The following is a 12,868-nucleotide window of genomic DNA, read 5'->3' as shown; positions in this document are numbered from 1 at the left end:
GCAACATGACACCGGCTATCACACTTGCCGAAAAGCAAGGTATTGCGCACACCGTCCACAGTTACCAGCACGACCCAGCCAGCGAGTCCTATGGTCTGGAAGCGGCTGAGAAACTGGATCTGGATCCACTGCAGGTATTCAAAACTCTGGTGGTAAGCCTCGACAGTGGCAAGCTGGCAGTGATGGTGTTGCCGGTCTCTTCGATGCTCAGCTTAAAGGCTGCCGCCAAGGCCGCCGGCGCCAAAAAAGCCGCCATGGCTGACGCCAAGGCCGTAGAGCGCAGCAGTGGCTATGTGTTGGGCGGGGTGAGCCCGCTGGCACAGAAGAAACGCCTGCCCACTGTTATTGATAGCAGCGCCCAATCCTTTGACACCATCTTTGTCAGTGCCGGCCGTCGCGGCCTGGAAATCGAACTTGCCGCCAATGATCTCGCCACGCTTACCGGCGCATCATTTGCCGGGATTCAGGCCTGAGGGAACAGTGGTTGCGAGCAAAAATCGACTGTCCCAGTAAAACTGTACAACGGTAACGATAACAAACCCACAAGGACGCACGCCGTGTTGATCACCGCATTGATTTACCTACTTGCCGCCGTGCTGGCGGTGCCCTTGGCAAAACGCATCGGCTTGGGTTCGGTGCTGGGCTATTTGATCGCCGGTGTGATTATTGGCCCCCACGCTCTTCACCTTGTGGGCGACCAGACCGAGGTGATGCACTTTGCCGAATTCGGCGTGGTAATGATGTTGTTTCTGATCGGCCTGGAGCTGCGACCCGATCGCCTGTGGGCCATGCGCCGCCCGATTCTGGGCCTGGGCGGGCTACAGGTGGTGGTCACCTGTGCGCTGCTGGCCGGCGGTCTATTGCTGGTCTCCGACCTGGCCTGGCAAACGGCGTTGGCCATCGGTCTGGCGCTGGCGCTGTCGTCGACAGCCATTGTGCTGCAATCCCTGACTGAACGGGGCTTACTGAAGTCGCCCGCTGGTAACAACGCCTTCGCGGTACTGCTGTTTCAGGATATCGCCGTTATCCCAATCCTGGCGCTATTACCACTGCTGGCATTGAGCAGCATCGGCGGCACTGGGGCCGACGACCACGGTCACAGTCTGATCCACGACCTGCCCACCGCCGCCAAAATCGCCGTCACCCTCGCGACTATAGCCGGCATCGTGATTGCCGGGAGATTCCTCGCCGCGCCGGTGCTGCGCTATATGGCAGAGACGCGGCTGCGGGAAATTTTCACTGCCTTCACACTGTTACTGGTGGTGGCCATTGCCGCGCTGATGCAGGTGATCGGTTTGTCCCCGGCGCTGGGGACCTTCCTCGCCGGGGTGGTATTGGCGGAGAACGAATTTCGCCACGAACTGGAAGTGGATATTGAGCCCTTTAAAGGGCTACTACTGGGACTGTTCTTTATTACTGTTGGCGCCAGCATCGATTTTGAATTGCTAATCCAGCAACCCCTTATCATCGGCATCGCCGTGCTGGCCCTAATGGGGATCAAAGCCGCCGTGCTCGGCGTATTGGCGGCACTGTTTAAGATGGGGCGCCGCCACGGTTTGTTATTTACTCTGGCACTGGCACAAGGCGGGGAGTTTGCTTTTGTGCTGATCAGTGCCGGGCGCAGCGCCAGCGTATTCAGTGCCGAAGTAGGCAGTCTGGTTACCGTGGTGGTCGCACTCTCCATGCTACTGTCGCCCCTGCTGATTGTGCTTTACGAGTATCTTTACAGTCGTCCCGATCAACAGGCTTGCCCGTCCAGTGCCGACGACAACATCGAACCCAGTCACGATGTGATCCTGGCGGGCTACGGTCGCTTTGGGCAAGTCGTTGGCCGCCTACTCAGCGCCCAGGGTTATCATCTGACCATCCTTGATCACAGTCCCAGTCAGGTGGAGATGGTGCGACGATTTGGCAACACGGTTTACTATGGCGATGCCTCCCGCCGCGACCTGCTGGAAGCCGCCGGTGCCGCCGAAGCCAAGGTGTTAGTGATTGCGGTGGACGAACCCGATAAAACCTTGGCCATCATTGCCACGGCACAACAGCACTTTCCCCACCTGAAAATTCTGGCCCGGGCCATCGACCGACGCCACACCTATGCACTGATGCGCAGTGGCATAGCCGGGCTGCGGCGTGAGACCTTCGACTCAGCCCTCAACCTTGGCGTCGATGCACTGAAGCTATTAGGCCTGACTGACAGCAATGCCTCCCGGGCTGGTCAATTGTTTAAAGAGCACGACGAGCAAACCCTCAAAGTGTTGTCAGAACTGTGGGGCGATGATAAGAGCTATGGCCTGGCGGTACGCCAACGCCTTGATGACCTGCGCCAAGTGCTGCTGGCCGACCAAAAGGAACGGGACGCTCATATCGACCAACAGAGCACCGCAGATCACAACACGTAAACGATGTTTGAAAAGCACATAACGACACGCGACAGGAGCTAACTATGATCGGATATACCATGCTGGGCACCCGCGATATGGATCGCGCTGAGCAATTTTACAACGCTCTGTTGGCAGAGATGGGCTGCGGCCAGTTGTTTAAAGCGGATCGCTTTATAGCCTGGGGGGACGACAGCGGACAGATGTTTTGCATCTGCTACCCCTACGACGGCGAAGAAGCGACCGTAGGTAACGGCGTGATGATTGCGTTGTCGGTGGCCAGCGCCGAACAAGTCGACGCACTTCACGCCAAAGCCCTCGAACTGGGAGCAACAAATGAAGGCGAGCCCGGCCCTCGCATGGACACTTTCTACTGCGGCTATATCCGCGACCTGGACGGCAATAAACTGAATTTCTTCACGCCCCTTAAGACCCAGTAAGTACCCCATTGCAATTAGTGTGAATAGGCCCTAAACACCCGGGCGGCACAGTCCTTGTGTCGCCCTTACCACGGCGCCTTATCTGGTTATTAGAATAAGCATATTACTAATACGCCTATCTCCAGCGCCCCTATTACCCGTCCATTTCGCTATTATGCGCCGCCAAAGAGAAACGGCGGGAGCGCACCGGCTACCTGCCTCAAAAATTGTTGTTGGAGAAAGGGTTGGTGCTCAATATCGTTTCACGCTCACTGCGTTGCAGTCGCGTTTTTGCTCTGGGATTAGCAACATCTTTCGCGCTGGAGGCTATCGCCCAAAGCGCCCCCCAGCCGGAAAAAATCAACCGCTCTCGACTCACCCTGGAAGAAGTCATCGTCGTCGCCCAAAAGCGCGAAGAGGGCGCCGACCACATTCCATTAGCTATCGCCACCTACAGCGGCGACGATCTCGATGTGTTGGGCATCACCGATACACGGGACTTGGGCAAACTGGTGCCGGGCTTCTCATACGCCGATGGCGGTTTTAATACCCCTATTTATACTCTGCGCGGCGTCGGTTTTAACGAGAACAGTCAGACCGCCAGCGCCACTGTGGGTGTGTATATCAACGAATTCAACCTGCCCTTCCCCATTATGAGCAAGGGCGCCAACCTTGATATCAGCCGGGTGGAAGTGTTGAAGGGGCCCCAGGGAACCCTCTACGGCCGCAATACGACCGGCGGCGCCATTAACTACATTACTGAGCTTCCCACCGACAGTTTCGTCTACGGCGTCGAGCTGGGTTACGGCCGCTACGACACCAAAGAGCTGGAAGCCTTCGTCAGCGGCCCCCTCACCGACACCCTTAGCGCACGGGTTGCCTACCGGCAAATCCACGCCAGCGAAGGTTGGCAAAAGAGCAACACCCGCCATCCCGACAGCCCCAATTACAACGGCAAGACCGGTCGCGACCTGGGTGGCCCCTACGGTCGCTTTGGCTATGACGAGCTGGGTGAGCAGGACAAAACGGCGTTTCGCGCCACACTGGATTGGCAGGCCAGCAACGACCTGCTGCTGCGCGGCCATCTCGACGGCTGGCGGGATCGCTCCGAGCCCCAGGGGCTTCAGGTTATCGATGTGGAGTCGCAGAACGTGATTTTGGGCGAACTGGCCGTTCACCCCAATGTGGCCAACTATCCCACCGTCGACCCCGATACCGATGACAATACCCTGGCGGACTGGCCCAACACCGGGCTCAACTTCCAGCTGGACGACCAGTTTATCTCCGGTGGTATCCGCGCCGAATGGAACCTCAGCGACATCACCACCCTGTATGCCCTGGCCTCCATCGGCCAGTTTGAATCCGACGGCAGTTTCATTCCTCAATCCGGCGTGGATACCGAGAACACCGAGCGCAGCGTATTTGCCACCACCGACTACCACAATGTGGAAGTGCGCCTGGCCAGTACGCCCAGCGACGCCTGGTTCTGGCAACTTGGGGTTAATTACAGCGAAGACGAGGTCGACGAAGTTTCAGCGCCTTCTACCACGAGAACGTCAGTATTATCTTCCCCGTGGGCCTGCCCGAGAGTATTCCCCTCTTCCCCCCGATGGTTTTGCCATACTGGATAACCGCTCCGGCTTGGCGGCACGCAGGTGGCGGAAACCGCCGCGGTATTCGGTCACGCCGAGTGGCGCTTCACCGACGATCTGAAGCTGACCCTCGGCGCCCGCTATACCGACGAGCAACGGGATTTCAAAGGCTGCTCCAGAGACGTCAATGTGGAGGACAGTCCCGGTGCCGGTCAGGAGCGCGCCGGCGCCACCAATGAAGGAGCCGGTCTGAGCACGGCTTTTACTGCATTGAGCCTGTTGCAATCACCCCTGGCCGGTTATGCGCCCGGCACCGCCGAGCGCGGCGGCTGCTTTACCCTGGACAGCGAGACCCGTCGGCCCGGTCTCTACACCGGCAGTCTGTCGGAGGACAACCTCTCTGGTCGCATCGCTTTGGACTGGCTCTACAATGATGACGCCATGTTCTATACCGCCTTGAGCCGGGGCTACAAATCCGGCAGCTTCCGCTAATCAACATCTCCGACTCCGCCCAATTTGAGCCGGCCACCCAAGAACGGCTGGACGCTCTCGAGATCGGTGCCAAGATCAAGTTCAACCCCAGCCTGCAGGTCAACACCGCGGTATTCCACTACCAGTACAAAGACAAGCAGCTGAAGACCAACTTCCGCGACCCCATCTTTGGCGCCCTACCCATCCTGCGCAACGCACCGGAATCAGAAGTCACCGGCGCCGAGTTGGATATCAAGGCCACTCCGCTGGAGGGCTTGTTTGTCAGCTTCTCGGCCTCGTATCTGGATACCGAAGTCATCGAGTTTGTCAGTGGCGACAGCGATGGCAATGAATTCGACTTTGCCGGCAAACCCTTTAACTACAGCCCCAGTGGGAATACGTGCTAATCCTCGATTACGTGCTGCCCGTGTTTGAGCGCTATGAAGTGTCGGTGGGCGCCGACTACAACTACCGGGCAGAGACCAACGCGTCGCTGGAGAAAGACCCCCGCTTCTTTATCGATGACTACGCCTTGATTAACGCCCGACTTGGACTGGCCCCCACCGGAGGCCCCTGGTCGCTGACACTGTGGAGTCGCAACCTCACCGACGAGTACTACTACAACAACGTCACCAACCAACTCGATACCATAGGTCGCTACACTGGCATGCCCCAGACCTACGGGGTGACCTTTTCCTGGAAGCCCTAAACCTAGTAGGGCCCTGACTGATCAGAGGTCTGGGAGGCCCCATATCCACACTGAACGCCTAAGTACTTACGATCGCCTTTTCCCGCAGCTCGCGCTTAGAATCTTGCCATAGTTATTTTTTGGTAAAGATTCAAAGTAAACATAGCGTTTTGGACGCTTGAAGCGGGCCAAATGCTGCAAACACAGTGCATCCAAGTCTTCATCACAGGCCTGGCCACTTGGCACCAGGGCGATGCAAGCCACCACGGCCTCTCCCCATTCCGGATCGGGAACGCCAACAATCGCGACCTCATGGACGGCGGGATGGTCCATAAGCAGGTCTTCAATTTCCCGCGAGTAAATATTCATCCCACCGCTAATCACCACGTCTTTTGATCGATCCAGCAAGGTCAGGTAACCTTGCTCATCGAAACTGCCGATGTCTCCGGTGTACAACCATCCGTCACGAATCGCTTTTTCGGTGGCTTCAGGTCGTTGCCAGTAGCCCTTCATTACCGTCGGTCCGCGGACAACGATCTCTCCGACTGCCCCGCCCTCAACAAAACCACCCTTTTCATCTCGCAGAGAAACCTCGATGCCGCTAAAAGCTCGACCAACCGACCTCAACTGTGAATCATCTCCACGCTGTGCTGCCTGCCTCAGTTCGTCAGCAGGCATCACAGAAATCGTCATTGGCGACTCGCCTTGCCCATAAACCTGGGCGAGTTTTCCGGGAAGCAGGTGATCTATGCGCCGCGCAAGTGGGACGTGGAGCGTTCCACCTCCGGTGGCAATAGTGCGGATAAGATTTGTGTCCAGTGGCTGGGGTATATCCGCCACCAAACGCTGCAGGGAGGTAGGGGCCATAAAGAAGGTTACCGGCCCGAACTGCTCGGCAAGCATCAATATGGTATCGATGGTTGGCGACAACTGCTTTACCACAACATTGGTGGCACCCCGCATGAGGTGAGGTAACACATAGAATCCACTGGCATGAGACAAGGGCCCATAATGTTGAATACTGTCATCGCCGTTGATCTGCTCGATATTGGTGAAATAATTCAACACCATCTGCCGTAGGTTTTCATGGCTAATCATCACCCCTTTGGGCTTGCCCGTTGTGCCACTGGTATAGAACAGCCATGCCAGATCGCTATCGCCACCGTCGCTATGTTGACTGTCGGCCTCAGACCAACTTTCGGGATCATCGATACTGGCATACACACAGCGTGTTCCGTGTTTTTTCGCCGTATCATTCAAATTAGCGAGCGCCTCGCCAGCCGCAAGGCACAACTTGGCACCACTATCATTAACGATATAGTCAACCTCTTCAGGGTGTAGCTGAAAATTGATTGGCACTACCACCAGGTTCGCTCTCCAGCATGCCAACATCACCTCGATATAAGAGATGCGATTTGAGGCGAAAAGTGCCACTCGATCTCCCGGCCTGAGTTTTACCGTATTCACAAACTGCTCGCTCAAGGCAGTGACCCGCTCATCGAGCTCAGCAAAGGTTAATTGGTGTTGATCATCCTCGCACAAGGCCACCGCCGAAGGAGAGCGAGACGCCGCCTGATCCAGATAACTGGCAACGTTAAATGCAGAGTAGTTTCGATATTTCATCGCGCTCACCGACACACTAAACGGGAATAGCATCTATCAGCACAGCGATGATGGTACAAGGTTCATCCCCATCGTTATTCCAGCCATGCATACACCCCTTTTGCACGATGACATCCCCTTGTCTTACCTTGACGTCGCGCCCTTCCGTCAGCATCCATATCTCACCCGACGCCACGTAAAAATAATTGAGCGTGTCTGTTTTATGCATTGAAGGGTGCTTAGCCTTGGAAAGGTCGGCACTGCTGGGCACGTGATCGCTTTCCATCACTGAGTGAGCCTGTAGGGCGACATCGTGAGTAAGCTGGTCCGATGTGGGGTGAAACGTCAGTACCCGAAAAATAGCTCCGCCATCGGGCGGCTCATGGTGCATTGGCTCCAGACCGGGGTCGTCCCGACCACTCAAGTCAGCAGGAGTCTGGTAGTTCTTCCAGATTTCTCGGCCCTCGAGCATACCAGGGACTACGGGCGTGAACTCACTCCAGTCGGCCTCGTGTAAAATATCGGCCACGCCGTTTTCGTCAAGACCTACTACATAGCGCTTATTTATCATTTTTCTCTCCTCACCTGTAAACCAAATAGTGCGTCAAGCTTTTTGCCAGACTGGTAACGGCTGGTACGACATCGGCGCCACCAAAGTATTAGTTAAGGTACCGATGCCCTGAACGTTAAGTTCAATAGTGTCCCCTGCAACGATTTCTCTGCCCATTTCTCTCGCAGAGCCAGTGGGTACTGTGCCTGAGCAAATCATTTCACCAGGCTCCAATGTCTCTGAGGAGGACAAGTACTCGATCATCTCCTCGAAAGACCAATCCTGTTGCGCCGTACTACCACGTGACCACTCAATGCCATTCACATTGGCCCACATCGATAAGTTGTAGGGATCGGGAATTTCGTCACGAGTGACTAAACACGGCCCCATGACGTTGGAACCATCGAAGGATTTACTCTTTTGCACACCAAAGCGGGTTTTCATATCAAACATCTGCGTATCCCGCGCGGTGAAATCATTGAAGATGGTGTAGCCAAAAATCGACTCGCTTGCCCGATCTGCTTTTAGATTTTTTCCTTTTTTCCCGATACAAGCCGCCCACTCAAGCTCGTAGTCCATAAGCTGACTATAGGCTGGGATCTCAATCTCAGCCCCGTGCCCCACCAACGCAGTGGACGCAAAGTAGTAAAGCGGCCTCTGCCAGGCACCTGGAGACATTCGATGAGCCAAGGTTTTGCCGGTTGTCTTTTGTAGTAATTCGTCCAAGCGCTTTAGACGACCACCGGCCACTACATGACGTACCATGTTGATAAAGTGTCCACTAAAGCCCAAACAATCCCGTACCGAAACCGGCCTTGGCAGTGGCGCATGCAGGATGATTTTGTCGATATCCACAACTGCATCGCTATCGGACTGCAGTAACTCTCTGGCAGTATCCAGCCCCTGCTCACCGGACTCTATCAGCGCCTGCATGCTACACAGGCAGTCCGGCTGGCTGTTGCTCATTTGTCGGGCAGCCGTAGCAAGATCCAATACCGTAGAGCCATCCTGACGCAGAGCGCCAAGCCGGTACCTTTCACTGCCCACGGAATAGGTGACTAATTTCATAACGCGCTCCTTATCATGTAGTGAAAGGGGGCCTAAACTCGTTCGTAGAGTGTCACTACCGCCGCACCACCCAGGCCGATATTGTGTTGCAAGGCCAAGCGCGCGTTGGCGACTTGTCGCTGCTCAGCACTACCACGCAGTTGCTGGACTAACTCATAGCATTGAGCCAAGCCCGTTGCTCCCAGCGGGTGTCCTTTTGACAACAGCCCTCCAGAGGGATTAGTGACACATCGACCGCCATAGGTATTATCACCATCAGATACAAAGCGACTGGCATCGCCCTCTGCGCACAAGCCAAGCGCCTCATAAGCCAATACTTCGTTAGGCGCGAAGCAGTCATGGAGTTCACACACATCGACGGCATCCGGACCGATACCTGCCGACTCATAGACCTGCTGCGCTGCAGCTCTGGACATGCTGTAACCCACCAAGTCCATCATTGAGCCTGACTCGAATGTGCTAGCTGTATCGGTAGTCATAGCCTGCGCTCGTATTGTTACGGCCGGCTTTATGCCATTTTTTTGGGCAAAGTCTTCACTCACTAATAGAGCGGCAGCGGCACCACAGGTAGGAGGGCAAGCCATTAAACGTGTGAGTCCCGCTCCTGGGCATATCTCTGGCGCCATCATGACTTCTTCTTCTGTCATTATTTGACGGAACACAGCCAAGGGATTCATGCTAGCGTGCTTGCTGGCCTTGGCCCGGACTTTGGCAAATAACGCCGCATTGGCATCGAATTTTTCCAGGTACGCCTTCCCTGCTCCGCCAAACAGGCGAATGGCACTGGGGACATCCCTGCTGCCTGGAAAGAGCCTATCTGCCGTGTCTTCAAACCTGACCATAGGGTTCGGGCGATCATTCCAATAGCTCTGCAGCGCACCCGATGTCATTTGCTCAAAACCCAATACCAATATGCAATCAGCTACTCCTGACTCGATCAGTTGCCTGGCGATGAAAAGTGCCGACGATCCTGTTGAACAGTTGTTATTAACGTTAACGATGGGAATGCCTGTCATCCCCACCCTGTACATTGCCGCCTGCCCCGACGTGGAATCTCCGTAGACATAGCCGACTATCGCTTGCTGAACACTGTCGTAGGATACACACGCGTCCTGCAGAGCTGCCCGGGCTGCCTCACAACCCATTTCGATATAAGTGGCACTCGCTCCCGGTTTTTTGAAGGGCACCATGCCCACACCCGCTATTAAGGTCATAACACGCTCCCAGTCAGTTATATGCCGGTAAGACCACCGGAACACAGTAGTGTTTGGCCACTCACATAATCAGATTCCGGAATAGTCATCATGTAGACAGCGCCAGCTGCCTCTTCTGGCGTTCCCGCCCTGCCCAAGGGTATGGCACTTTCCATTGCTGTCATCAGCTCTGGATTAACACCGATCTTAAGATCCCGACCATCGATATTAACGGTGGTGTTGGAGTCTGCGGTTGTGGTGGTCAAGCGAGTACTAACCAAACCGAAAGCCACAGCGTTAACACAGGTATTCAACCGCCCCCACTCCTTCGCCAGTGTCATCGTCATTCCCATAATCCCAGCTTTGGCAGCGGCGTAGTTGATCTGGCCGGGATTACCGAACATGCCGGCTGCTGAGGAAATGTTGACTATCTTTCTTACCGTTCGACGGTTTTCTGCCTGCTCAGCTTTAACAGCACTCCGGATGACCGGCTGGGCGGCTCTCAGGATTCGAAAGGGTGCGGTCATATGACAGTCCAAAATCGCGTACCACTGCTCGTCCGTCATTTTCTGAATAACGCTATCCCAGGTATATCCCGCATTGTTCACAATGATATCGATACCATTAAAGGCCTTAACCGCGGTGCCGATATAACGCTCAGCGAAATCCGGGGCAGTAACGGATCCGTGGCATACTGCGGCCTCACTACCGATCTCCCTCACCTCTTCGGCAACGCTTTCAGCCACGTCTTGCTCCAGGTCGTTGATCACTAAGCGTGCACCTGCAGCGGCATACTTCAAGGCAATGGCGCGACCAATACCCCGGCCTGCCCCTGTTACCAATGCAACTCTGTTCTCCAATATAGCGGTCATTACCTTCCCCTTAGGAATCTTCAAACGGCAAAGCAAAGTCAGCTTCGCCGGCGATTTTTACCTCGCCAAACTGATTGACAGCCTCGATGTCGAGTTTGATATACATCGTATTTTTATCGTGGCTTAGCTCTACGATTTTTCCCCGGCACGTCATCTGGTGACCAAGGTGGGTAATTCCACCAAACCGGACCGTAAAATTTCTGAGGTATCCTTGCGGCTGCCAATTGGTCAAACACCGACCCAGCCAAGCCATACCCAACATGCCGTGCGCAAATACATCTGCGAATCCCGCAGAACGCGCGTAATCGAGATCGATGTGAATGGGATGGTGATCTCCAGAGGCCCCGGCAAACAGCGCCAGATTAAGGCGGCTAACCGGCGCTATAGCCAAAGAAGGCAGTGGGTCGCCTACTCTTAACTCTCGATGAGCCATTATTTTATCCACTCCTTTATTTTGGATTGCGCACAATGACTTGGGCACTTAGCTCCGCCGCCAACTGCTGATGCTGATTTACAATGCGCGCATGGCGAGTAACAATTTGCATAGCGCCTCCCTTCTTATCAACGATATCGCTAAGTGTTGCAGTCCGAGTCAATGTGTCGCCCGCGACTATAGGGCAGTGATAGCGAAAGGACTGCTCTCCATGCAGAACAAAACGCAGATCTGCACCAATATCTCGGGCCATGGAAAATAAGCTGGCAGGCTCCTCAAGCTCTAAACTGAAGGCAAAGGTCGGCGGTGCAATAATGTCGGCATAACCAGCCTCAGCCGCTGCCTTCTTATCGAAGTACATCGGGTTTTCCTCTCCAATTGCTTTTGCAAAGAAGCGAATCCGCCATGGATCGACAAACAACGTCGAGGCCGCGAATTCAGTTCCAATATGTTTGTGATCAATCAACTTGTTGCCCTCTTCTGAGATCTTCCCAGCACTCAACCGGCATTGGCCGCGCTCTCTGCTGCAATCATTTCGTCAATCACTTTCTTAACCCTCAGCGCGCCAGCATCGGCTCTCACGGACGTTATGTATTCGATCTCAGCCGAGGTGTGACTTTCGATTAATTCCAGCGCCTCCATATCCTCGTGGAGAATGCGCATATTGCTCTCTAGCAGCGCGGGTTCGATGCTCGTATCGTGGATAGAAAAATTTCGCGTTTCCGCCATAAACAGAAACGTGGATGTTGCGGTTTCGGGGGTTAAGGCATGGGGAAAAATCAAGGTTCCCAACTCTTCACCGGGGGTGAAATCAGCATTCATCCGGTGGGTGCTAATAACGGCCTTGACCAGACCGGGAGAAACAAACTCTGAACTAAATTTCGAGTAGACGACATCACCACAATCCGGAAACAGCGTTTTGGTAAACTCGTCTGCGGGAACGGGGGTTTCAGTTGTTACTGTCCAACGGTTATTGTGCAATTCGCTGTGTACTTTTGGCGGCGGGATATCCCGCATCAGACCAGCTGGGAAATGCAATGCATAGACATGGGACAAATCCATCAGATTATCTATGGATAGCTGTATCCTCGACTCAAAACGAAAGGTCCCGTTATCCATCGCTCGCCAACCTTCTTCGCCGAGTCGCAAATCATTCATATCGGGAATAGCTGTACTATCAGCCAACTCGGGTTCGCCTACCCATATCCACAGCCACTCCCATTTCTCTACCAAGGGGTAGTTTGTCAACCTGCAGGATGCAGGAATGGACTCTTGCGTTGGAATACGCAGGCACTCGCCCGATGGGCCAAAAGTAATTCCGTGATACCGACACTCGAGTTCATCACCAAACAGAGTCCCCTTGCCCAAGGGAAATTGACGGTGTGGGCAAAGGCCACTCAGAGCAACAGGCTCGCCCGACTCGCAACGATATAAAACAAGGTCTTTACCAAGGATTTTACGGGCCAGCAGCTCTCGACCGACTTCTTTAGATCTGGCAGCAACATACCAGTGATTCTTTGGAAACATCGCAACCGGTTTTTCCAATCTGCTTGACGGCGTCTCAGTACGATTATTCATATTGCTCTCTCTGTTAGTGGC

The 12,868-nt window shown here is 54.6% G+C and carries 15 protein-coding genes; 7 read left to right on the top strand and 8 right to left on the bottom strand.

The window, feature by feature from the left end; translation table 11 throughout:
- The first annotated feature begins 5 nt into the window (after positions 1-5).
- The 7 genes from ybaK to I6N98_RS00930 all read left to right on the top strand — a co-directional run bounded on the left by ybaK (position 6) and on the right by I6N98_RS00930 (position 5,572).
- Positions 6-473 (top strand): Cys-tRNA(Pro) deacylase, encoded by a 468-nt coding sequence (ybaK, locus tag I6N98_RS00960; RefSeq protein ID WP_198569968.1) that lies wholly within the window; start codon positions 6-8, stop codon positions 471-473.
- Between the two features lie 84 nt (positions 474-557).
- Positions 558-2,402 carry a monovalent cation:proton antiporter-2 (CPA2) family protein gene (locus I6N98_RS00955; protein WP_232787419.1) on the top strand — a complete coding sequence of 615 codons (1,845 nt, stop codon included), beginning with the start codon at positions 558-560 and terminating at the stop codon, positions 2,400-2,402.
- A gap of 44 nt (positions 2,403-2,446) precedes the next feature.
- Complete coding sequence (locus I6N98_RS00950) at positions 2,447-2,821, top strand: VOC family protein (protein WP_198569967.1); 375 nt, start codon at positions 2,447-2,449, stop codon at positions 2,819-2,821.
- Positions 2,822-3,048: 227 nt separating this feature from the next.
- The gene (locus I6N98_RS00945; RefSeq protein WP_198569966.1) at positions 3,049-4,431 is read left to right on the top strand and encodes a TonB-dependent receptor; all 1,383 of its coding nucleotides are present in this window, start codon (positions 3,049-3,051) and stop codon (positions 4,429-4,431) included.
- Positions 4,432-4,455: 24 nt separating this feature from the next.
- Complete coding sequence (locus I6N98_RS18670) at positions 4,456-4,884, top strand: TonB-dependent receptor domain-containing protein (protein ID WP_198569965.1); 429 nt, start codon at positions 4,456-4,458, stop codon at positions 4,882-4,884.
- Positions 4,866-5,270: a TonB-dependent receptor domain-containing protein gene (locus I6N98_RS18665; RefSeq protein ID WP_198571492.1), complete on the top strand. Its 405-nt coding sequence runs from the start codon at positions 4,866-4,868 to the stop codon at positions 5,268-5,270. Before I6N98_RS18670 ends, I6N98_RS18665 begins: the two co-directional genes overlap by 19 nt.
- On the top strand, positions 5,264-5,572 hold the full coding sequence (locus I6N98_RS00930) for a TonB-dependent receptor (protein WP_198569964.1): 309 nt from the start codon (positions 5,264-5,266) through the stop codon (positions 5,570-5,572). The genes I6N98_RS18665 and I6N98_RS00930 overlap by 7 nt, the downstream gene beginning before the upstream one ends.
- A gap of 66 nt (positions 5,573-5,638) precedes the next feature.
- Here I6N98_RS00930 and I6N98_RS00925 read toward each other — a convergent pair whose 3' ends face one another.
- Genes I6N98_RS00925 through I6N98_RS00890 form a run of 8 tightly spaced genes read right to left on the bottom strand, consistent with a single transcriptional unit; the run spans position 5,639 to position 12,847 of the window.
- Complete coding sequence (locus tag I6N98_RS00925) at positions 5,639-7,174, bottom strand: class I adenylate-forming enzyme family protein (RefSeq protein ID WP_198569963.1); 1,536 nt, start codon at positions 7,172-7,174, stop codon at positions 5,639-5,641.
- A gap of 16 nt (positions 7,175-7,190) precedes the next feature.
- Complete coding sequence (locus tag I6N98_RS00920; protein WP_198569962.1) at positions 7,191-7,724, bottom strand: cupin domain-containing protein; 534 nt, start codon at positions 7,722-7,724, stop codon at positions 7,191-7,193.
- A gap of 33 nt (positions 7,725-7,757) precedes the next feature.
- Complete coding sequence (locus I6N98_RS00915; RefSeq protein ID WP_198569961.1) at positions 7,758-8,771, bottom strand: fumarylacetoacetate hydrolase family protein; 1,014 nt, start codon at positions 8,769-8,771, stop codon at positions 7,758-7,760.
- Between the two features lie 32 nt (positions 8,772-8,803).
- Positions 8,804-9,985 (bottom strand): lipid-transfer protein, encoded by a 1,182-nt coding sequence (locus tag I6N98_RS00910; RefSeq protein ID WP_198569960.1) that lies wholly within the window; start codon positions 9,983-9,985, stop codon positions 8,804-8,806.
- Between the two features lie 17 nt (positions 9,986-10,002).
- Positions 10,003-10,836: an SDR family NAD(P)-dependent oxidoreductase gene (locus I6N98_RS00905; RefSeq protein ID WP_198569959.1), complete on the bottom strand. Its 834-nt coding sequence runs from the start codon at positions 10,834-10,836 to the stop codon at positions 10,003-10,005.
- Positions 10,837-10,846: 10 nt separating this feature from the next.
- On the bottom strand, positions 10,847-11,269 hold the full coding sequence (locus tag I6N98_RS00900; RefSeq protein ID WP_198569958.1) for a MaoC/PaaZ C-terminal domain-containing protein: 423 nt from the start codon (positions 11,267-11,269) through the stop codon (positions 10,847-10,849).
- A 16-nt stretch (positions 11,270-11,285) separates the two neighbouring features.
- Positions 11,286-11,735 carry a MaoC family dehydratase N-terminal domain-containing protein gene (locus tag I6N98_RS00895; protein ID WP_198569957.1) on the bottom strand — a complete coding sequence of 150 codons (450 nt, stop codon included), beginning with the start codon at positions 11,733-11,735 and terminating at the stop codon, positions 11,286-11,288.
- Positions 11,736-11,767: 32 nt separating this feature from the next.
- Positions 11,768-12,847 (bottom strand): Rieske 2Fe-2S domain-containing protein, encoded by a 1,080-nt coding sequence (locus tag I6N98_RS00890; RefSeq protein ID WP_198569956.1) that lies wholly within the window; start codon positions 12,845-12,847, stop codon positions 11,768-11,770.
- Positions 12,848-12,868: the final 21 nt, after the last annotated feature.

Origin of the sequence: Spongiibacter nanhainus (assembly GCF_016132545.1) — a bacterium.
In the GTDB taxonomy this organism is placed as follows: Bacteria; Pseudomonadota; Gammaproteobacteria; order Pseudomonadales; family Spongiibacteraceae; genus Spongiibacter; species Spongiibacter nanhainus.
The sequence above is the reverse complement of the archived record's forward strand: the minus strand, read 5'-3'. Positions and strand labels throughout refer to the sequence as shown.

Coding starts and splice junctions, on each gene's coding strand:
- ybaK (WP_198569968.1), top strand. CDS start 6: ATGACACCGGCTATCACACTTGCCGAAAAGCAAGGTATTGCGCACACC.
- I6N98_RS00950 (WP_198569967.1), top strand. CDS start 2,447: ATGATCGGATATACCATGCTGGGCACCCGCGATATGGATCGCGCTGAG.
- I6N98_RS00925 (WP_198569963.1), bottom strand. CDS start 7,174: ATGAAATATCGAAACTACTCTGCATTTAACGTTGCCAGTTATCTGGAT.
- I6N98_RS00920 (WP_198569962.1), bottom strand. CDS start 7,724: ATGATAAATAAGCGCTATGTAGTAGGTCTTGACGAAAACGGCGTGGCC.
- I6N98_RS00915 (WP_198569961.1), bottom strand. CDS start 8,771: ATGAAATTAGTCACCTATTCCGTGGGCAGTGAAAGGTACCGGCTTGGC.
- I6N98_RS00910 (WP_198569960.1), bottom strand. CDS start 9,985: ATGACCTTAATAGCGGGTGTGGGCATGGTGCCCTTCAAAAAACCGGGA.
- I6N98_RS00905 (WP_198569959.1), bottom strand. CDS start 10,836: ATGACCGCTATATTGGAGAACAGAGTTGCATTGGTAACAGGGGCAGGC.
- I6N98_RS00900 (WP_198569958.1), bottom strand. CDS start 11,269: ATGGCTCATCGAGAGTTAAGAGTAGGCGACCCACTGCCTTCTTTGGCT.
- I6N98_RS00890 (WP_198569956.1), bottom strand. CDS start 12,847: ATGAATAATCGTACTGAGACGCCGTCAAGCAGATTGGAAAAACCGGTT.